Here is an 18,537-nt window from a genome sequence, read left to right on the forward strand (position 1 = left end):
GGTCGGGCGGTGCCGTTGCGGCACTCACCCTGGGTCGATCACCAGCCCTTCATGCGGCCGCAGCCGCTGCGGGTTGCCGAAATCGCCATGAGTCGAAAGCAGCGGCGTGCCGGCGGCCTCGAGCGCCTGCTCGGCCGCGCCGAAGTTGAGCGCGACCAGCAGCCGCCTGCCATCCACCGGGTCGACGCGGAGATAGCGCAGCACCTCGCCCGCCGCCGTTACGGCCTCGATCGCGCCGAGCGAGAGCGCCACCTCGCGCCGCCGCAGCGCCAGCAGGGCGCGATAGAGTGCGAGCATCGGATCGGGGTCATGCGCCTGCTGCCGCGACGCTACGTGCCGCATGATCCGCGCCGAGTGGCAGCCAGGGCGTGCCGGTGGTGAAGCCGGCCTTCGGCGCATCCTCCCAGGGGATCGGCGTGCGCACGGGATCGCGGCCAAGACCGAGCCCAGGCACCCGTTTCTCCCAAGGGTCCTGCACCAGCGCCGGCGGGATCGGCATCGTCGTCGAGGCCGAGTTCCTCACCCTGGTAGAGCGTCGGCGTGCCGCGCAGGTGTCAGCAGCAGCATGGCGGCGACACGCGCCTGCTGCGGGCCGATACGGCTGGCGACGCGGCTGCGGTCATGGTTGCCGAGCACCCAATTGGGCCAGGCGCCGCGCGGCAGCGCCGCCTCGTAGCGTCGCACCAGGTCGGCGACCGCCCCGGCCGACCAGGGCGTGGTGATGAGGTGGAAGTTGAAGGGCAGGTGGAAGCCGCCGAGATCGGTGCCGTAATAGGCCATCAACCGGTCGATCGGCAGGTAGGCCTCGCCGATAAGCAGCCGCTGGTTGGCATAGGCGTCTGAGACGCGGCGCATGGCGGCGATGGCGGACTGCACCTCCGGCTGGTCCATGGTGCGGGCGCGGATCACCCGGCGGGCCGGCGACATCCCCGGCCGCCAATCGGGGTTGGTCGGGTTGTCGCGGAGTTCGGCATCCTCAAACAGGTGGTGGATCGCATCCACCCGGAAGCCGTCGACGCCGCGGTCGAGCCAGAAGCGCAGCACCTCCAACATCGCGTCCTGCACGGCCGGGTTGCGCCAGTTCAGGTCCGGCTGCTGCGGCAGGTAGGCGTGGTAGAAAAACTGGCCGGTCGCGGGGTCCAGCGTCCAGGCGCTGCCGCCGAACTCGCTCAGCCAATTGTTGGGCGGGCCGCCATCCGACGCCGGGTCTCGCCAGATGTACCAGTCGCGCCGCGGGTTGCTGCGCGAGGCGCGGCTCTCGGCGAACCAGGGATGGGTGTCCGCGGTGTGGTTCGGCACGTAGTCCAGCAGCACGCGGAGGCCGCGCCCATGCGCGGCGGCGACCAGCGCGTCGAAATCGTCCAGCGTGCCGAAGGCGGGATCGACGTTGCAGTGATCGGCGACGTCGTAGCCGAAATCGGCCAGCGGCGAGGGGTAGAAGGGCGAGATCCAGACCGCGTCGACGCCGAGCCCGAGGAGATGGTCGAGCCGGCGCGCGATGCCGCGCAGGTCGCCGATGCCGTCGCCGTCGCTGTCCTGGAAGGAGCGCGGCCAGATCTGGTAGATGACCGCCGACTGCCACCAGGCCATCATGCGGCCGGGGCCGCCCGCAGCGGGGATTGGTCGTACTCCGCCAGCAGTGCCGCCGGGTCGCGGTAGAGCGCGATGCAGCCGGCCTCGCGCAGCACCGCCTCCGGGAAGCCTCCGGAAAGCAGGCCGATGCTGCGCAGCCCGGCCTTCGCCGCGGCCTCGGCGTCATAGGGCGAATCGCCGACGACGATCGCCTCGCCGGACGGCAGCCCGTCCAACGCGGCGAGGAAGATGTCGGGATGCGGCTTCGACTTCTCGGCATCGGCCGAGGTGGTCTCGGCATCCACCAGGTCCTCGATCCCTGCGAGCGTCTTGTAGTGCGCCAGCTTGTCCGGCTTGCCGGAGGAGGCGAGGACGACGCGCCGGCCATCGGCGCGGATGCGGCGGAACAGCTCGGCGACGCCGGGGAAGGCGCGGGCCTGTCCGATCATCTCCCGCATATAGAGATCCTTACGGAATGCCTCCATCGCCTCGCCATCTCGCTGCACGACATCCTCGGCCAGGAACACGGGCATCAGCTGGTCGCCGCCCTTGCCGATCTGCGCGCGGATATCGGCGACGGCGACCTCGTGGCCGAAATGCCGGAAGGTGGCGGCCCAGCTCTCGGCATGCAGGTCGACGGTATCGACCAGGGTGCCATCGACGTCGAAGATCACGGCCTGCACGGGGACAGCCTCCGAGGGGTGAGCGGGCGCAACCTTCGAACGGCGTGCCGGTTCCGTCAGCGGTTGTCGGCCTCGTCCTCGGTCGGCAATCTCGCAGCGGTTGTGGATATGGGTCGCCGCGACGGCCCCATGCGCCATGGCAACGACGATCTGATCAAGCCCGCGGACGATGTCGCCGGCGGCGTAGAGCCCCTTCACGGTGGTCTGGTTGTGGCCATCCACCCGCAGCGCGCCGCGCTCGTCGTGCTCCGCCCCCAGCGCCACTGCCAGCTTCCGAGCGGTAGTGCAGGCCGAGCGCGGAATAGAGCAGGTCGAAGCGGTGCTCCCGCCCGCCCCCGCGCAGCGCGGCGATGCGGCCATCCCGGACGTCCAGCGCCTCGACCGGCTGCTCCACCACCGTCAGCCGGTGTTCCGCGACGGAGGCGCGCTGCCTCTCGTCCAGCGCCATCGGGCAGCCGAGGGTCAGCAGGGTGACGTCATCCGAATAGGTGCGGGCGATGAACAGCGCCTCGCCCAGGCCGCGCTCGCCATGGCCGATCACGGCGATCCGCTTGCCGCGGGATTCATATCCGTCGCAGATCGGGCAGTAGCGAACCAGGCCGCGGCGCACGGCATCCGGCAGGTCGGGCAGGTCCGGCTCGACATCCACCGCCCCGGTGGCCAGCAGCACACGGCGGGCGCGGATGGTGCGGGACCCGCCCTCGGGCGACCGGGTGGCGGCGCTGAAGCCTTCCGCCTCGCGCGCCAGGGTGGCGACGGTGCCGGGCTCGACCGCGACGCCATAACGGCCAGCGGTCTCGCGATCACGGCGCAGGATTTCCGGCCCGGCGATACCCTCGGCGAAGAAGGGGATGTTGTGGCTGGTGGGGATCCAGGCGGCGCGCGGGGTGCCGCTGTCCACCACCCGGACGCGGCGGCGGAAACGGGCGAGGTAGATAGCGGCGGTCAGCCCGGCCGGCCCGCCGCCGATGATCAGGCAGTCGAGCGGGGCCTCGTCCTTTGGCATGGCGGGGTTCCTCTCGGCGATTGCCCTGCTGCAACGCAGCGGGGCGGCGAAGGACCGGCACGCCGCGCAGCGTTACCCTGCCCGCAGGATGCGCCAGGCGGCGGCGACCGCGGCGGCGCTCGCGGCATGCGGCAGCAGGTGCCAGCCGGCGCCCGTGCCGCGCACCGCCAGCAGAATGGTCAAGTCGCCCAGCGGGATCAGCAGCGTCACCGCCAGCACTAGCCTGGCCCCGGCGCGGTCGCCCCGCCACAGCAGGCCGGCGAGGTAGCCGGCAAAGGCTAGGTCGCGCAGGCCGACCACGGGGATGTAGGCCAGCGCCGCACCCTCCGGCGGGGGCAGGCCGAAGATCGCAGCGCCCCAGCGCGGCGCGGTGATGAAGACCAGGCCAAGCGCGGCCAGGACGAGCGAGAGGGCAAGCGCCGGCCAAGCGGTGGGGTCACGGAGCAGGGACATGCGCCTGCCCCAACGCCGGGGCGGGTCATGTCGCTTCCCCGTCGAACCGCGACGCGCCGGCGCCGTTGTCGCGCCAGGAGCCCGGGCGAGATCAGCCCGGGCGATACTCGCGCAAAAGGAATGACAGCATGGATCGACGTGGCATCCTGCTCGGCTCGGCCGGGCTCGCGGCGCTTTCGCTCAGCCTTTCCCCGCGACTGGCGCTGGCCCAGGGCACGTCCCGCTGGCTCTCGGGCACCGAGCACATGGCGATGACACTGATGGCCGGGACCCTGGCCAAGCAGACCAGCCAGATTGCGCTGGAGCGCGCGCAGCACCCGCGGGTGAAGCAGTTCGCCGGCTTCGGAAATTGCCGAGCAGACCGCGGTGGCGCAGGTGCTGACCAATGCCGACAACCCGCCGCCGGTGCCGCTGGATGCCGAGCACGCCGCGGTGCTGAAGACGCTGCAGGCGCAGTCCGGCCCGGCCTTCGACCGCGCCTACATCCTCGGCCAGATCACCGGGCACCAGGAACTGCTGCAGATCCAGCAGGGCTACCTCGACAACACCAACCGCAGCACGGACACGCAGCACATCGCGGTGCTGGCGCGGATGTCGATCCAGCAGCACCTGGTGATGCTGCAGGAAATCCAGCAGATGCTGGGCTGATCGCCCGGCTTCAGTCCCCCAGCAGGCCGGCGACGAAGCCGGCCAGCCAGGGCTGCCGCGTGCGGTGGGTGCGCGCGGCATGCAGCACGGCGCGCACCGCGGCGACGGTGGCGGCGAAATCCTCGTTCACCAGCACGTGGTCGAACTCGTCCCAGTGCCGCATCTCGGTGCGGGCGGCGACCATGCGGCGGGCGATCTCGTCCTCCGGGTCCTGGTTGCGGCCGCGCAGCCGGCGCTCAAGTTCGGCGAGGCTTGGCGGCAACAGGAAGATGCCGACCACGTCGGCCGCCATGGTCTGCTGCAGCTGCCGGTGGCCCTGCCATTCGATGTCGAAGAGCACGTCGCGGCCGGCGGCCAGCGCCGCCTCCACTGGCGCGCGCGGCGTGCCGTAGGAGCGGCCCAGGAAGGTCGCATGTTCCAGGAAGGCACCGGCCGCGACGCCATCGGCGAATTGCTCCGACGTCTGGAAGAAGTAGTGCTCCCCCTCCCGCTCGCCCGGGCGCGGCGCCCGCGTGGTGGCACTGACGGACAGGGACAATTCGGGCTCGGTCTCCAGCAGGGCACGGGAGACGCTGGTCTTGCCACCGCCGGGGGCAGAGGCGAGGACGAGGCATATGCCGCGGCGCGAGGGTGCGGAGGGGCTCATTCGACGTTGGCCGCCTGTTCCTTCAGCCGCTCGATCGCCGCCTTGAGGTCTAGGCCGATCCGCGTCAGTGGCACGGACGCCGATTTGGAGCACAGCGTATTGGCCTCCCGCACGAATTCCTGGGTCAGGAAGTCGAGCTTGCGGCCGGCGCCCTGCCCGGCCTCGAGCAGCGCGCGGGCGGCGTCGATATGGGCGGAGAGCCGGTCCAGCTCCTCCCGCACGTCGGATTTCTGCGCCAGCAGCGCGACCTCCTGGGCCAGGCGCTCCTCCGGGATACGGGCGCGGCCCCCTTCGCCCAGCAGCGCGGCCAAGCTTTCCAGCAGCCTCGCGCGCTGCGCCTCGGGCTGGCCGGCGGCCTCCGCCGCGGCGGCGTCGCGCAGCGCGGCAATTTCCGCGAGCAGTCCGGCGAGGATCAGTCGCAGCTTGGCGCCTTCCGCCTGGCGGGCGGCCGCAAGCCCGGCCAGCGCCACCTCGTAAGCCGCCGCCAGGGCCGTGCGCTTCGCCGTCTCGATCGCCTCGTCCGGCTCCACTACCTCGGCCCGCATCACGCCGGGCAGGGCCAGCAGTGCCTCCGCGGCCGGGGCAACGCTGCCGCGGATCCGCCCTGCGAGTTCGAGCGCCAGAACCAGGGCCTGGTCCAACGCCGCCTTGTCCACCACCAGCCGGGGGCGCTCCTCCCGCTTCAAGGTCAGTGTGGCGGAGACGTTGCCGCGTCTGAGACACTTCGCCGTCGCCTCCCGCAGCGTTGCCTCCAACGCGTCCTGCCCGTTCGGCAGGCGCAACCGCAGGTCGAGGCCGCGGCCATTCACGCTCCGCGAATCCCCAGGCGAAGCTGGTGCCGTCGACCAGCGTGCCGCTCTCGCGCGCGAAGCCGGTCATGCTCATAAGAATGCCCATGCGGCGGGTTGTCCCGCCTTGGCGGATCGGATGCAAGCGATGGCGACACCCCCTTGGCCCTGGCGGCATGTGCTGGTCACCGGCGCCTCCTCCGGCATCGGTAGGGCCCTGGCGCTCGCCTGCGCCGCGCCGGGCGTCACGCTGCATCTCGGTGGGCGGGATGCCGGGCGGCTGGCGGCCACGGCCGAGGCCTGCGCCGCGGCCGGCGCGACCGCCCTGCTCCAGCGTGTCGATGTCCGAGACCAGGCGGCCATGGCGGCCTGGATCGGCGGCGCCGGGCGGCTCGATCTCGCCATAGCCAATGCCGGCATCTCCGCCGGCACCGGTGGCAGCACGGAGCCGGCCGACCAGGCCCGGGCAATCTTCGAGACCAACCTGACAGGCGCGCTGAACACCGCGCTGCCGGCGCTGGAGGTCATGGCGCGCCAGGACCCCGGCCCTGAGGGACTGCGGGGGCGGGTGGCGGTGATCGCCTCCCTCGCCGCGTTCATCGCGGTGCCGGGGGCGCCGGCCTATTGCTCCAGCAAGGCCGCGGTGCAGCGCTGGGCGGAGGCGCTGGATGCCACCGAGCGGCGGCGGGGCATCCGGATGCATGCGGTCTGCCCCGGCTATATCCGGACGCCGATGACCGATGCCAACGCCTTCCCCATGCCCTTGCTGATGGAACCCGAGGAGGCCGCGCGGCGAAGCCTGGCCGGGATCGCCGCGGGGAAGCTGCGGATCGCCTACCCCTTGCCGACCTACCTGGCGGCGCGGATCGGCGGCGCCTTGCCGCCCGGCCTCAGGGCCGCGTTGTTTGCCGCGGTGCCGGCGAAGGGGGCCCTGCTGCCGCGGGTGGGCTGACCTTCCGCCGCCGGCTGGCCCGCTTGGCCAGCAGGTTCAGCCCCTCCACCGCCGCGGCGAAGGCCATGGCGACATAGACGAAGCCCTTCGGCACGTGCACGCCGAGGCCTTCCGCGACCAGCACCATCCCGATCATCACCAGGAAGGCCAGTGCCAGCATCACCACGGTCGGGTTGCGCTCCATGAAGCGGGACAGCGCATCCATCGAGAACAGCATCGCCACGACCGAGACGACGATGGCGGTGGCGATGATCCAGAACTCCCGCGTCAGCGCGACCGCGGCCAGGATGCTGTCCACCGAGAAAACCATGTCGAGCAGCAGGATCTGGAAGACGGTCGGCCAGAACGACGCCAGCTTGGCGTCGGCCGCATGGCTCTCGGCCTGGCTGTCGGGGTCGACCCGATGGTGGATCTCGATCGTCGCTTTGCCGATCAGGAACAGCCCGCCGGCCAGCAGGATCAGGTCCTTGCCGGAGATGCCGAGGCCCATGACCTCGAACAAGGGCCGGGTTAGGGTCAGCAGCCAGCTGGTCCCGGCCAGCATGGCGAAGCGCAGCAGCACCGCCAGGCCGAGGCCGATCCGCCGCGCCGGAACCCGCTGCGCCTCCGGCAGCCGGTTCGACAGGATGGCGATGAAGACGAGGTTGTCGATGCCGAGCACCACCTCCATCCCGATCAGGGCGAGGAGGGCGACGGCGATTTCGGCGTCCATGTTCGGTACGGTCCCGGCTTTGGCCGCGGTAACGCTTCGTCACCCCGGGCGTTGCCGGTTGGCCTTGGATCGGGGCAGGCTGGCCCCACCTGCAGGTTAGATCAGGTTCGGAGCGCATCGTCTTGGGTCCTGCCGGCCAGCTCGTCCTCGGCCTCCGGCTGGCGCGGCGGGAATACGGGGCGGAATCCGCTCCTTGCGGATCGTCCTCGCTTGCCTCGCGCTCGGCGTCGCCGCCATCGCCGCGGTGGGCACGCTGCGGGCCGGTCTCGAGGCCGGGCTGCAGGCGGATGGCGCGCGTATCCTCGGCGGCGATGTGGAGCTGCGCAGCGGCAACCGCCCGGCAACGCCCGAGGCGCTGGCCTGGATCGCGGCGCGCGGCGGCCAGACCTCGGCAGTGGTCACCCTGCGCTCGATGCTGGTGGCGCCCTCCGGCGAGCGGATGCTCGTGGAGATGAAGGCCGTCGACAAGGCCTATCCGTTGTTCGGTGCGCTGGAGCTCGACCCGCCGGTGCCGCTGGCCACCCGGCAGGAGCTGAACGCCGTCCCCATCCTGCAGCACCCCCGGCCGAGGAGGCGGCGCAGAACATGCCGCGCGTCGCTCTCGACCCGCTGGTGGCGGAGCGGCTGGGGCTCTCGGTCGGCGACACGGTGCGGATCGGCGAGGCGGCCTTCCGCGTCGCGGCCCTGGTGCGGTCGGAGCCCGACAAGGCCACCACCCCGGCACTGTTCGGCCCACGCGCCCTGATCACCGAGGCGATGCTGGCCCGTACTCAGCTCCTCCAGCCCGGCAGCCTGGTGCAGCACGACCTGCGCATCCGGCTGCCCGAGGGCATCTCCCGCGCCCGCTTCGCCAACGAGTTGCGGACCGCCTTCGCCGCCGAGGGCTGGCGCATCCGCACCGCCGATCAGGCGGAGCCAGGGGTGAACCGCTTCCTCGACCGCGCGGCGTCGTTCCTGACGCTGGCCGGGCTGACCGCGCTGCTGGTGGGCGGGATCGGCGTCGGCACCGGGGTGCGCGGCTGGCTGGATGCGCGGGCGCGCTCGATTGCCACGCTGCGCTGCCTCGGCGCGCCGGCCGCCATCATCTTCCTCACCTACCTGAGCCAGGTGCTGGCCTTGGCCGCCCTTGGCATCGGGATCGGACTTGTCGGCGGCTATGCGCTGACCTGGGCGGCGGCGCAGGCGCTGGCGGGCTCGCTGCCGGTGCCGCCGCGGCTCGCGCTCTATCCGGCACCGCTGGCACTGGCGGCGCTCTACGGACTTCTGACGGCGCTGGCCTTCGCGCTCTGGCCGCTTGGCCGGGCGGCACGGATCTCCGGCGCGGCGCTATTCCGGGATGCGGTGCAGCCGGCCGGGGCCTGGCCGGGCGGGGCGGTGCTGGCGCTGAACCTGGCGGCGGCCGCGGCGCTGGTCGGCCTGATCGTCGCGACCTCGGGCGACCGCTGGTTTGCCCTCGGCTTCTGCGCCGCCGCCATTGCTGCGCTGGCGCTGTTCCGCGGCGGCGCCTGGGGGCTGGCGGCGCTGGCGCGGCGGCTCGGCCACCTGCGGCGGCCGGCGCTGCGCCTCGGCCTCGCCAACCTGCACCGGCCGGGCTCGCCGGCAGCGCTGCTGGTCGTCTCGCTCGGTATCGGGCTGACCACGCTGGCCGCCATCGCCCAGATCGAGGGCAACCTGCGCCGGCAACTGGCGGCCGAGATGCCGGCGCGCGCGCCCAATTTCTTCTTCATCGACATCCAGTCCGACCAGGCCCAGCGCTTCGACGCCACCGCGCTGGCCCTGCCCGGCGTCACCGAGGTGAAACGGGTGCCGAGCCTCCGCGCCCGGGTCGTCGCGGTGAAGGGCATCCCGGCCGAGCAGGCGAAGGTGACCGAGGAGACCGCCTGGGCACTGCGCGGCGACCGCGGCCTGACCTATGCCGCGACGCCGCCGGACGGCACCAAGCTGGTCGAGGGCGGCTGGTGGCCGGCCGACTACCGCGGCCCGCCGCTGCTCTCGATGGATGCCGGCATCGCCCGCGGCTGGGGGTGGGGATCGGCGACGTCATCACCGTCAACGTCCTCGGCCGGACCATAGACCTCGAGGTCGCCAACCTGCGCGCGGTCGACTGGCGAGGGCTCGGGATGAACTTCACCCTGGTCGCCTCCCCGGATTGCTGGAAGCCGCGCCGCATACCCACATCGCCACCGTCCGCGGCGACCCGGCGCAGGATTCGGCGGTGCTGCGGGCGCTGACCGACGCCTTCCCCAATATCTCCGGCATCCGGGTGCGGGATGCGCTGGAGGCGGTGGCGGCGATCCTAGGGCGGGTCGGCACCGCGCTGTCGGCGACCGGCAGCCTGACCCTGCTGGCCGGTGGCCTCGTTCTGGCCGGGGCCGTCGCTGCGGGGCAGCGCCAGCGGGTGCGGGATGCGGTGGTGCTGAAGACGCTGGGCGCCACCCGGGCGCAGATCCGCGCCGCTTGGCTGGTGGAATATGCGCTTATTGGACTTGTCGCCGGGCTGCTGGCGGCCATTGCCGGCAGTGCGGCGGCCTGGGCGGTGATCACCCAGGTCATGCGGGCGGACTGGGTGCTGCTGCCGGGAACCTTGGCGGCAACGGTGGTCGGCTGCGCCCTACTGACCCTGGTCTGCGGCCAGATCGGCACCGCGCTGGCGCTGCGAGCCCGGCCCGGCCCGCTGTTGCGGAACGAATAGCGATTCTTCACGCTTCGCTACATGGACTGGGACCACCGCAGGCCTACATTAGCCGGTGCCGGCCTTCCCTGCGCGCCGGCTGGGGTCGCTGCCGCTTTCACGCGGAATCCCGTTGAAACGGGTTACAACTTCTCCATATAAACAGCGTCGCGGGGATTGCCCCCCTTGGGAGGTTCGAGACACCTATGGCCCTTCAACCCGACTATCGATACCAGACGGGTGCGCCTGGCTGGGGTCGCACAGCGACCGCCGACGCGGCCGCCGTCGATGCCGGGCTCCGGGGGTACATGCTCCGGGTCTACAATTGGATGGCTTCGGGGCTGCTGCTCACCGGCATCGTCGCAATTGCGGTGGTCAGCGTGCCTGCGCTGCAGGAGCTGTTCTACACCGCCGCCCGCACCCAGTCCGGCCGCATCGTGATGCAGCCGACGATCCTGTTCTGGATCGCCGCGCTCTCGCCGCTCGCCTTCACGCTGGTCCTCAGCTTCGGCTACAACCGGCTGAGCAAGAGCACGTCGCAGGCGCTGTTCTGGGCCTTCTGCGTCTGCATGGGCGCCAGCCTGAGCAACCTGGCCTTCCGCTACACCGGCGCCAGCATCGGCACGACCTTCTTCATCACGGCCGGCATGTATGCCGCGGTCAGCCTCTATGGCTACACGACCAAGGCCGACCTGACGAAGATGGGTAGCTTCATGATGATGGGCCTGATCGGCATCATCATCGCCGGGCTGGTCAACATGTTCATGCAGTCCTCGGCGCTGCAGTTCGCCATCAGCCTGATCGGCGTGGTCGTGTTCGTCGGCCTCACGGCCTATGACACCCAGCGGATCAAGGCGGACTACATCGAGTATTCCTATGCCGAGGGGACGGAGGAAGCCGGCAAGCGCAGCGTGATGGACGCGCTGGGCCTCTACCTGAACTTCATCAACCTGTTCCAGATGATGCTGCAGCTGGTGGGTGTCCGCCAGTCCAGCGACTGAGCCAGGGCCCGTCCGGTCCGGCACGGCCCCGGGGAAACCCCGGGGCTTTTTATGCGCTATGCTTCGGCCCGGAGGTCCCGCCATGTCCGCCCGTCCGCCTTTGCCGCCTTTCACCGCCGAGACCGCCGTGCAGAAGGCCCGCGCCGCCGAGGATGGCTGGAACAGTCGCGACCCTGCCCGCGTGGCGCTGGCCTATACCGAGGACAGCCGCTGGCGGAACCGGGCGGAATTCTTCGCGGGCCGCGCCGCGATCGTCGAGTTCTTGCAGCGCAAATGGGCGCGGGAACTGGACTACCGGCTGATCAAGGAAGTCTGGGCCCATGCGGGGAACCGCATTGCTGTCCGCTTCGTCTATGAGTGGCGCGATGACAGCGGGTCCTGGTTCCGCAGCCATGGCAACGAGAACTGGGATTTCGACGAGCAGGGTCTGATGCGAGAACGCCATGCCAGCATCAACGACGTGCCGATCCGGGAGGCCGACCGGCTGTTCCGCTGGCCGGCGCCGGGTCCGCGCCCGGCCGCTCATCCCGGCCTGACAGCGCTCGGGCTCTAGCCGCATGAGCCACGCGCATCACGGGCACGACCATCACGGCCATGGCCACGCGCACCACCATCACGGCCCGCGGCCGCAGGAGCCGGGGCTTTGCCCTCGGCGTCTCGCTCAACCTCGGCTTCGTGGTGTTGGAAGTCGCGGCGGGGTTGGTCGCCTCTTCGATGGCGCTGCTGGCTGATGCCGGGCACAACCTTTCGGACGTGCTCGGCCTGGTGCTGGCCTGGGTCGCGGTACGGCTGGCCCGCCGGCTGCCGAGCCGGCGGCGCACCTATGGCTTCCACCGCGGCACCATCCTGGCGGCGCTGGCCAATGCCATGCTGCTGCTGGTCGCGGTCGGCGCCATCGCGCTGGAAAGCGTCCAGCGCCTGCTGGCGCCGGAGCCGGTGGCGACCGGCTTCATGCTCTGGGTCGCCGCCGCCGGCATCCTGGTGAATGGCGGCACCGCCCTGCTCTTCGCCCGGGGGCGGGCGGCCGACATCAACCGCCGCGGCGCCTACCTGCACATGGTGGCGGATGCCGGGGTCTCGGCCGGGGTCGTCGCCGGCGCGCTACTGATCAAGGCGACTGGCTGGCTCTGGGTCGACCCGGTGCTGGGCCTCGTCATCGCCGGCGTCATCCTGGTGGGCACCTGGGGATTGCTGCGGGAATCGGTGGACCTGGCGATGGATGCGGTGCCGCCGGGAATCGACCCCGCCGCCGTCGGCGCGTTCCTCTCGGCCCAGCCGGGGTGACGGAGGTGCACGACCTGCATATCTGGGCGATCTCGACCACCGAGACGGCGCTGACCGCGCATCTCGTCCGGCCCGGCGCCACGGCGGATGACGGCTTCCTTGCGGCGCTCGGCGGCGAACTCAGGGCGCGCTTCGGCATCGGCCATGCCACCCTGCAGGTGGAAGGCGGCGACCCCGCGCATCCCTGCGCCCTGGCCCCGGCGGAGACGCTGTAACCGCCCGCACAACCCAGCCGCTCCGCCCGCGTTCGACGCGCAGACGGAGAGGAATGACGGACATGCGCGCACTGGTCTGGCACGGCAAGCAGGACATCCGCTGCGACAACGTCCCCGATCCACGGATCGAGCAGCCGCGGGACGCTATCATCCGCGTCACCTCCTGCGCGATCTGCGGATCGGACCTGCACCTGTACGACAATTTTCATGCCGGGCATGAAGAACGGCGACATCATGGGCCACGAGACCATGGGCGTGGTCGAGGAGGTCGGGCCCGACTGCACCAACCTGAAGAAGGGCGACCGCGTGGTCATCCCCTTCACCATCATCTGCGGCGAATGCGACCAGTGCCGGCGCGGCAATTTCAGCGTCTGCGAGCGGTCGAACCGCAACAAGGACATGGCCGACAAGGTCTTCGGCCACACCACGGCGGGGCTGTTCGGCTACACCCACCTGACCGGCGGCTATCCCGGCGGCCAGGCCGAGTACCTGCGGGTGCCCTTCGCCGACAAGACCCACATCAAGGTGCCGTCCAGCCTGAGCGACGAGCAGGTGCTCTTCCTGTCCGACATCTTCCCGACGGGATGGCAGGCCGCGGTGCAGTGCGACATCCAGCCCACCGACACGGTGGCGATCTGGGGCTGCGGCCCGGTCGGCCAGATGGCGATCCGCAGCGCCGTGCTGCTCGGCGCGAAGCAGGTCATCGCCATCGACAACGTGCCCGAGCGCCTGTCGATGGCCCGGGCCGGCGGCGCTACCACGCTGAACTTCTCCGAGGACAGCATCGTCGAGCGGCTGAACGAGCTGACCAACGGCAAGGGCCCGGAGAAATGCATCGACGCCGTGGGGATGGAAGCCCATGCGACGGCAACGATCGACAGCATGTACGACCGCGCCAAGCAAGCGGTGATGCTGGAGACCGACCGGCCGCACGTGCTGCGGGAGATGATGTATGTCTGCCGCCCCGCCGGCGTGCTCTCCATCCCCGGCGTCTATGGCGGGCTGCTCGACAAGATCCCCTTCGGGATGGCGATGAACAAGGGCCTGACCATCCGCATGGGCCAGACCCATGTGAACCGCTGGACCGACGACCTGCTCCGGCGGATCGAGCAGGGGCAGATCGACCCCTCCTTCGTCATCACTCATCGCATCGGGCTGGAACAGGGGCCGGAGATGTACAAGACCTTCCGCGACAAGCTCGACAGCTGCATCAAGGTGGTGATCCGGCCATGAGCGGGCGCGTGGCACGGCGGCGCGGCGAGCGCCGCGCGGACACCACCCTCGGCCTGGCGCAGGGGCTCGGCTGGTTCAGTATCGGGCTCGGCCTGGCGAGCTGCTGGCGCCGCATGCGGTGTCCCGCAGCCTCGGCCTGCGCGGGCACGAGAAGCTGATCGCCAGCTATGGCGTGCGGGAGATCGCCGCCGGGGTGGGCATCCTCGCCTCGCGCGACCCGACGCCCTGGATCTGGGGCCGGGTCGCCGGCGACGCGCTGGATATCGGCACGCTCGCCGGCGGGCTGGCGACGGGGCGCGGGCGGGAACGCGGCAATGCCGGGCTGGCAATCGCGGCCGTCGCCGGCGTGACGCTGCTGGACGTGCTCTGCGGCCGGGCGCTGAGCGCGCGGAAGATCAATGAGCGGAAGCGGCTGGCGCGGGACTATGGCGACCGCCGTGGCATGCCGAAGCCGGCCGAGGCGATGCGCGGCGCGGCGCGCGACTTCGAGGTGCCGAAGGACTTCCGCATCCCGGAGCCGCTGCGGCCCTGGGGCAGCGCGGCATAAGGTTGGGGAAGGAAAAGTATTCCTTCCCCAAGCCCCTCCCTTCCTTTTTGGGAGTCGGGTGCCTACGCGCGGCGAGCGCTGGACTCAGAAAAATAGATGAGGGGTCCGGGGAGAATACCTTCTCCCCGCCTTCAGATCACCTGATACCGCGCCTTCGCTGCCCGCTCGATCGCCCCGGCGATCAGCCGGTCGAGATCGAGCGCGATGCGCAAATCCTGCAGGAATTGCAGCTCGGCCTGCGATGCCTCGCCATCCGCCGCCGCGACCTCGCAGGCCAGCAGATAGGCAGTCTCGCGCAGCCGCTGCGGCAGTGCGTCGCGGATCAGGTTCATGGCGCGGTCGAGGCCGTCCTCGCGGTTCAGCAGGCCGAGGCAGGTCTCGGTGACGCTGGCGATGCGGGCCGGGTGAAAGTCGCTGAAGACCGGCAGCTCCTGCACCAGGCGGGACATCATCCCGACCTCGGCATCGGTCATGTTGCGGTCCGAGGCCGCCATCAGGACCATGGCGCAGACCAGCGCCTCCTGCGGGTTGAAACGCGTATTGGGCATGGGGCCTCGCTTTCCCGGCGGTCCGATCGCCGCGGTGCGGGGCGGAACGTCCTGGGCAATCTCGTCGCGCCGCGCTCGCCTCACGTCAATGATTAGTCTTGTAACATTGCTCACGGCTGGCTGAGGAAATCGCGCGTCTCGGCGACCACCTGGGCGAGGCCGAGGCGGCGCACCGGCACGCCCTCCGGCAGGCCGGCCAGCAGCCGCGTCGGGCAGGACCGGTCGAGCAGCACGAAGACGCCGCGGTCGTCATGCCGGCGGATCAGCCGGCCGAAGGCCTGGCGCAGCCGGTGCCGGGCCTGGGCGTCGTCATAGGCTTTCGGCTCGCCGCCCGAGAGGTGGATGCGGCGTTCCCGGTGCAGGACCGAGGGCCGCGGCCAGGGCACCCGGTCGAAGACCAGCAGGCGCAGCGACCGGCCGGGCACGTCGACGCCGTCGCGCATCGCGTCCGTCCCGAGCAGGCAGGAGTTCTCCTCCGCCCGGAAGACATCGACCAGCGTGGCATTGTCCATGGCATCGACATGCTGGGCGTAGAGCGGGATGCCCGCCGCCTCCAGCCCCGGCGCCATGTGGCGGAAGCTGTCGCGCAGCCGGCGGATGGCGGTGAACAGGCCCAGGCCGCCGCCGCCCGAGGCCTCGAACAGCGCCTGCATCGCCGCCGCCACCTGGCCGTTGCGAGCCTTGTCCACATCGGTGACGACGAAGGCGCGGGTGCGCGACGCGTAATCGAAGGGGAGGCGACGGCGGCGCGGATCGCCGGCGCGCTCAGGTGGCTGGCGCCGGTGCGCGCCTCGGCCGCGGCCCAGGCGGCCTCCTGGTCTTCCGCCAACCCAGCGTCGCGTAAGGTGGCCGAGGTGATGAGCATGCCATGCGAGGGCGCGGCGACGGCCAGCGCGAAGGGCGTCGTCGGGTCTAGCCAGTGCCGGTGCAGCCCGGCATCCACCTCCCGTCCCTCCCGCCGGGTCAGGGCGAGCCAATCGACGAAGTCGCGCCTGACGCCGGGCAGGGCCGGCGGCTCCCGCAGGGCGCGCAGCATGGCCTGCCAAGCCTTCAGCGGCATCAGGGCACGGCGCTCGATCCCCTTGGCCGCGGTCTCGATGCGGATGCGGTCGCCGGTCTCCAGCTCCTCCACCTCGTCCTCGAGCCGGGCCATGAGGCGGTCGCGCAGCGAGGCGAGGCGGCTCCTCCACCCGCTTAAGGGCGCGTTCCAGCGCCTCGGCCGCCTCGGGGATGTCCTCGCCAAGCGGGTGGAGGTCGCATTCGACGTCGTAGGTCTTCTCCTCCTCCGGCGCCCGGGCCAGCACCTGGCGGCGGACGGCGCGGAGGAAGAAGCTCGGTCGGGTTGGCCTGGCGCTCTGCGGCGGCCTCGCTGGCCGGCTCGCGCGCCTCCTCCGAGAGACGCGTGACCCAGCCAAGCCCGGGCAGCGCGCGCGCGGCCTGCAGGGCGGCCTCCATCGGCGCCAGCAGTTCGGGGATGTCGCCGGCCAGCTCCTCGATCCGGCGGCGGAGGCCCCGCGCACGGCTGCGGCCGCCCTCGGCGCCCAGCAGCCAGCGCCGCAGCTCGGCAGTCTCGGCGCCGCTGATCGCGGCGCTGAAGGCAGCGTCCGCCGCGTCGAAGAGGTGGTGGCCCTCGTCAAAGACGTAGCGCAGCGGTCGGCCGTCCTCGCCGCCGCCAAGCGCCGCCTGCACCATCACCAGCGCATGGTTGGCAACGACCAGGGACGCAGTGCGGGCGCGGCGGATCGAATGCTCGACGTAGCACTGCTTGTAGCGCGGGCAAGCGGAGCGGATGCATTCCCCGCGCCGGTCGGCCAGCGGCCAGATCGCGGCGGGGCCGTGCAGCTCGACTATCCAGCCGGGGAAGTCGCCGCCCATCAGGTCGCCGTCGCGCGTCGCCAGCGCCCAGCGGGCCACAAGGCCGAGCGGGACGGCCATGTCGGGATGCGTGGCCTGGCCCAGCATCTCTTCGAGGTTCAGCAGGCAGAGGTAGTTCTCCCGGCCCTTCCGCACCACGACGCGACGCCGCCGCTCCTCAGGGTCCGGGTAGAGCCGGCCGAGTTCCTGGTCGATCTGCCGCTGCAGGTTGCGGGTGAAGGTGGAAATCCAGACGGGGGCGCCATTGCGCTCCGCCCAGAGGCTGGCCGGGGCGATGTAGCCCAGCGTCTTGCCGGTGCCGGTGCCGGCCTCGGCCAGCACCAGATGCGGCGATCCCTGGTCGGCCCGCGGAGCGAAGGCGCCGGCGGCGGCCGAGGCATAGTCGGCCTGCTGCGGTCGCTGCTCGGCCCCCTCCCCCAGTATGTGGCCGAGCCGGGCGCGGGCCTCGTTGGGGGAGACGTCGAAGCTGGCGGGCGGCTGGGCGGGGCCCGGGTCCTCCCAGTCCGGCAGGCGGCGCCAGACCTTGTAGGGGTCGAGGGTGGCCTTCTCGTCGGCCGCGCCGAGCGCGGCCAGCACCGAATCGGCCCAGGGCCAGGCGGCGGCCTTCTTCAGCTGCGCCGCCGGGATGCCGGCGTCTCGGTTCATCGGCTGGCCGCGGCCAGCGGCCAGGCGGCGCAGCAGGATGGTTGCCATCTCCGGCAGCAGGGCGGCCGCGGCGGCATCGTCGGCCGGCGCGTCGAGGTCGAGCGCCATGGCGAGGCCCCGCGGCGTCGGCGCCGCCGGCCGTGCCGGCAGGCAGAAGGCAAACAGTTCCAGCAGGTCGAAGCAGGCATCGAAGCGCGGCAGGTCGAGCCGGCGGGCGGTGGCGGGGCCATGCACGAGGAGCGGCGGCGCGCCATCCAACGCCCGGCGCAGCCCGGCCGAGGGCATCTCCAGCAGTTCGCCATCGGGCGTCAGCAGCGTGGCGCGGCCATGGCCGGCGATCAGGGCCGGGGCATCGGGCAGCAGCAGTCGGGGGGAAGGGCCATGGGTGGCCCATCCTAGCGCAAGCTAGGCGGCGGGTCGCGGGTCGCCGCTGCGTTCCGCTGCGCGCTTTATCCGGTCACTGACACTGATAGCACCAGGTGATCGCCAGGTCGGTGGTGCAGCTGTAGCTCGTACCGTTGCTGCAGGTCTCGCTCGATGTCTGGAAGCAGACCGGCGGGTTGGTGCTGGAGCAATGGTTCTGGATGTTCGAGGCAGGACACCCTGGATCGCCCACCGGACCGCCGACATAGTTGCAGGCAGGGCCAAAGCCGGGCGGCGGCTGCCGCGAGCAGCCGAGCGTGACCACGATGCTCTGGGTATTAAGGCACCAGTTGGTGAAGGTGCCGTCGAACTTGTTGGCCTGGGTCTCGCCGAAGACGTCCTCGATGCCGGAGAAGCAGGAATTGTCCCAGGTGAAGTCACCTGGGTAGCTGGAGCTGAGGCCCCAGAAATACGGGTGGTCGCCGGTGCAGTAATAGGCCCAGCCCTGGGTTTCCCAGCCGCTGTAGGGGATGGGCGCCTGGACCTGCGGCTCGCAGTCCGGGATGTCGCCGTTGAAGTAGGGGCCACACGGTCCGGCCGCGGCGGGGGCCGGGGCCAGCAGCATCCCGCAGACCAGCGCCGAAGCAAGGCAGCCCGCCGCGTGGCGGATCAGCGAAGCCACTGTCCTCATGGTT

At 71.3% G+C, this 18,537-nt stretch carries 23 protein-coding genes and 1 pseudogene; 12 read left to right on the forward strand and 12 right to left on the reverse strand.

Going from position 1 to position 18,537, the window contains the following annotated elements; genetic code table 11:
* Positions 1-24 precede the first annotated feature (24 nt).
* From ACQ86J_RS14610 to ACQ86J_RS14635, 6 genes are all read right to left on the reverse strand, one after another.
* Positions 25-297, reverse strand: a complete 273-nt coding sequence (locus tag ACQ86J_RS14610; protein WP_431271658.1) for a DUF3459 domain-containing protein — start codon at positions 295-297, stop codon at positions 25-27.
* A gap of 10 nt (positions 298-307) precedes the next feature.
* Positions 308-499: a hypothetical protein gene (locus ACQ86J_RS14615; protein WP_431271659.1), complete on the reverse strand. Its 192-nt coding sequence runs from the start codon at positions 497-499 to the stop codon at positions 308-310.
* Between the two features lie 20 nt (positions 500-519).
* A complete protein-coding gene (locus ACQ86J_RS14620; protein ID WP_431271660.1) occupies positions 520-1,593 on the reverse strand; it encodes an alpha-amylase family glycosyl hydrolase in 1,074 nt (357 codons plus the stop codon).
* A complete protein-coding gene (locus ACQ86J_RS14625) occupies positions 1,590-2,519 on the reverse strand; it encodes an HAD-IA family hydrolase (RefSeq protein WP_431271661.1) in 930 nt (309 codons plus the stop codon). The genes ACQ86J_RS14620 and ACQ86J_RS14625 overlap by 4 nt, the downstream gene beginning before the upstream one ends.
* On the reverse strand, positions 2,410-3,261 hold the full coding sequence (locus ACQ86J_RS14630) for an NAD(P)/FAD-dependent oxidoreductase (protein ID WP_431271662.1): 852 nt from the start codon (positions 3,259-3,261) through the stop codon (positions 2,410-2,412). The genes ACQ86J_RS14625 and ACQ86J_RS14630 overlap by 110 nt, the downstream gene beginning before the upstream one ends.
* Before the next feature lie 72 nt (positions 3,262-3,333).
* A complete protein-coding gene (locus ACQ86J_RS14635) occupies positions 3,334-3,714 on the reverse strand; it encodes a DUF4267 domain-containing protein (RefSeq protein WP_431271663.1) in 381 nt (126 codons plus the stop codon).
* Between the two features lie 366 nt (positions 3,715-4,080).
* Between ACQ86J_RS14635 and ACQ86J_RS14640 the strand changes: the two genes are divergently transcribed.
* Positions 4,081-4,362, forward strand: coding sequence for a DUF4142 domain-containing protein (locus ACQ86J_RS14640; protein WP_431271664.1), 282 nt, complete (start codon positions 4,081-4,083; stop codon positions 4,360-4,362).
* Between the two features lie 10 nt (positions 4,363-4,372).
* Here ACQ86J_RS14640 and gmk read toward each other — a convergent pair whose 3' ends face one another.
* Positions 4,373-5,008 carry a guanylate kinase gene (gmk, locus tag ACQ86J_RS14645; protein WP_431271665.1) on the reverse strand — a complete coding sequence of 212 codons (636 nt, stop codon included), beginning with the start codon at positions 5,006-5,008 and terminating at the stop codon, positions 4,373-4,375.
* Complete coding sequence (locus tag ACQ86J_RS14650; RefSeq protein WP_431271666.1) at positions 5,005-5,817, reverse strand: YicC family protein; 813 nt, start codon at positions 5,815-5,817, stop codon at positions 5,005-5,007. Before ACQ86J_RS14650 ends, gmk begins: the two co-directional genes overlap by 4 nt.
* Before the next feature lie 127 nt (positions 5,818-5,944).
* On the opposite strand from ACQ86J_RS14650, the gene ACQ86J_RS14655 reads away from it, so the two are divergent.
* Positions 5,945-6,748 carry an SDR family NAD(P)-dependent oxidoreductase gene (locus ACQ86J_RS14655; protein ID WP_431271667.1) on the forward strand — a complete coding sequence of 268 codons (804 nt, stop codon included), beginning with the start codon at positions 5,945-5,947 and terminating at the stop codon, positions 6,746-6,748.
* Here the strand turns inward: ACQ86J_RS14655 and ACQ86J_RS14660 are convergent.
* Positions 6,687-7,460 (reverse strand): TerC family protein, encoded by a 774-nt coding sequence (locus ACQ86J_RS14660; protein WP_431271668.1) that lies wholly within the window; start codon positions 7,458-7,460, stop codon positions 6,687-6,689. The genes ACQ86J_RS14655 and ACQ86J_RS14660 overlap by 62 nt on opposite strands.
* 193 nt (positions 7,461-7,653) lie before the next feature.
* Here ACQ86J_RS14660 and ACQ86J_RS14665 point away from each other — a divergent pair, with 193 nt between their 5' ends.
* From ACQ86J_RS14665 to ACQ86J_RS14710, 10 genes are all read left to right on the forward strand, one after another.
* Positions 7,654-8,205 (forward strand): hypothetical protein, encoded by a 552-nt coding sequence (locus ACQ86J_RS14665; protein WP_431271669.1) that lies wholly within the window; start codon positions 7,654-7,656, stop codon positions 8,203-8,205.
* 11 nt (positions 8,206-8,216) lie between these two features.
* Positions 8,217-9,533, forward strand: coding sequence for an ABC transporter permease (locus ACQ86J_RS14670; RefSeq protein ID WP_431272410.1), 1,317 nt, complete (start codon positions 8,217-8,219; stop codon positions 9,531-9,533).
* A gap of 76 nt (positions 9,534-9,609) precedes the next feature.
* Complete coding sequence (locus ACQ86J_RS14675; RefSeq protein WP_431271670.1) at positions 9,610-10,152, forward strand: FtsX-like permease family protein; 543 nt, start codon at positions 9,610-9,612, stop codon at positions 10,150-10,152.
* Between the two features lie 185 nt (positions 10,153-10,337).
* Entirely contained in the window at positions 10,338-11,132 is a 795-nt protein-coding gene (locus tag ACQ86J_RS14680) for a Bax inhibitor-1/YccA family protein (protein ID WP_431271671.1), read from the forward strand.
* Between the two features lie 82 nt (positions 11,133-11,214).
* Complete coding sequence (locus ACQ86J_RS14685) at positions 11,215-11,685, forward strand: DUF1348 family protein (protein ID WP_431271672.1); 471 nt, start codon at positions 11,215-11,217, stop codon at positions 11,683-11,685.
* Positions 11,686-11,726: 41 nt separating this feature from the next.
* The gene (locus tag ACQ86J_RS14690; RefSeq protein ID WP_431271673.1) at positions 11,727-12,416 is read left to right on the forward strand and encodes a cation diffusion facilitator family transporter; all 690 of its coding nucleotides are present in this window, start codon (positions 11,727-11,729) and stop codon (positions 12,414-12,416) included.
* Positions 12,413-12,631 carry a hypothetical protein gene (locus tag ACQ86J_RS14695; protein ID WP_431271674.1) on the forward strand — a complete coding sequence of 73 codons (219 nt, stop codon included), beginning with the start codon at positions 12,413-12,415 and terminating at the stop codon, positions 12,629-12,631. The genes ACQ86J_RS14690 and ACQ86J_RS14695 overlap by 4 nt, the downstream gene beginning before the upstream one ends.
* Positions 12,632-12,838: 207 nt before the next feature.
* Complete coding sequence (locus ACQ86J_RS14700) at positions 12,839-13,864, forward strand: zinc-dependent alcohol dehydrogenase (RefSeq protein ID WP_431271675.1); 1,026 nt, start codon at positions 12,839-12,841, stop codon at positions 13,862-13,864.
* Entirely contained in the window at positions 13,861-14,022 is a 162-nt protein-coding gene (locus ACQ86J_RS14705; protein WP_431271676.1) for a hypothetical protein, read from the forward strand. Before ACQ86J_RS14700 ends, ACQ86J_RS14705 begins: the two co-directional genes overlap by 4 nt.
* A complete protein-coding gene (locus tag ACQ86J_RS14710; protein WP_431271677.1) occupies positions 13,983-14,411 on the forward strand; it encodes a hypothetical protein in 429 nt (142 codons plus the stop codon). Before ACQ86J_RS14705 ends, ACQ86J_RS14710 begins: the two co-directional genes overlap by 40 nt.
* Positions 14,412-14,542: 131 nt before the next feature.
* Here ACQ86J_RS14710 and ACQ86J_RS14715 read toward each other — a convergent pair whose 3' ends face one another.
* From ACQ86J_RS14715 to ACQ86J_RS14725, 3 genes and pseudogenes are all read right to left on the reverse strand, one after another.
* Positions 14,543-14,959, reverse strand: a complete 417-nt coding sequence (locus ACQ86J_RS14715; RefSeq protein WP_431271678.1) for a tellurite resistance TerB family protein — start codon at positions 14,957-14,959, stop codon at positions 14,543-14,545.
* A 110-nt stretch (positions 14,960-15,069) separates the two neighbouring features.
* A pseudogene (locus tag ACQ86J_RS14720) lies at positions 15,070-17,845 on the reverse strand (ATP-dependent DNA helicase).
* Between the two features lie 91 nt (positions 17,846-17,936).
* The gene (locus ACQ86J_RS14725) at positions 17,937-18,533 is read right to left on the reverse strand and encodes a hypothetical protein (RefSeq protein ID WP_431271679.1); all 597 of its coding nucleotides are present in this window, start codon (positions 18,531-18,533) and stop codon (positions 17,937-17,939) included.
* Between the last annotated feature and the right edge of the window lie 4 nt (positions 18,534-18,537).

Origin of the sequence: Dankookia sp. P2, from assembly GCF_050632255.1 — a bacterium.
Lineage (GTDB): Bacteria > Pseudomonadota > Alphaproteobacteria > Acetobacterales > Acetobacteraceae > Paracraurococcus.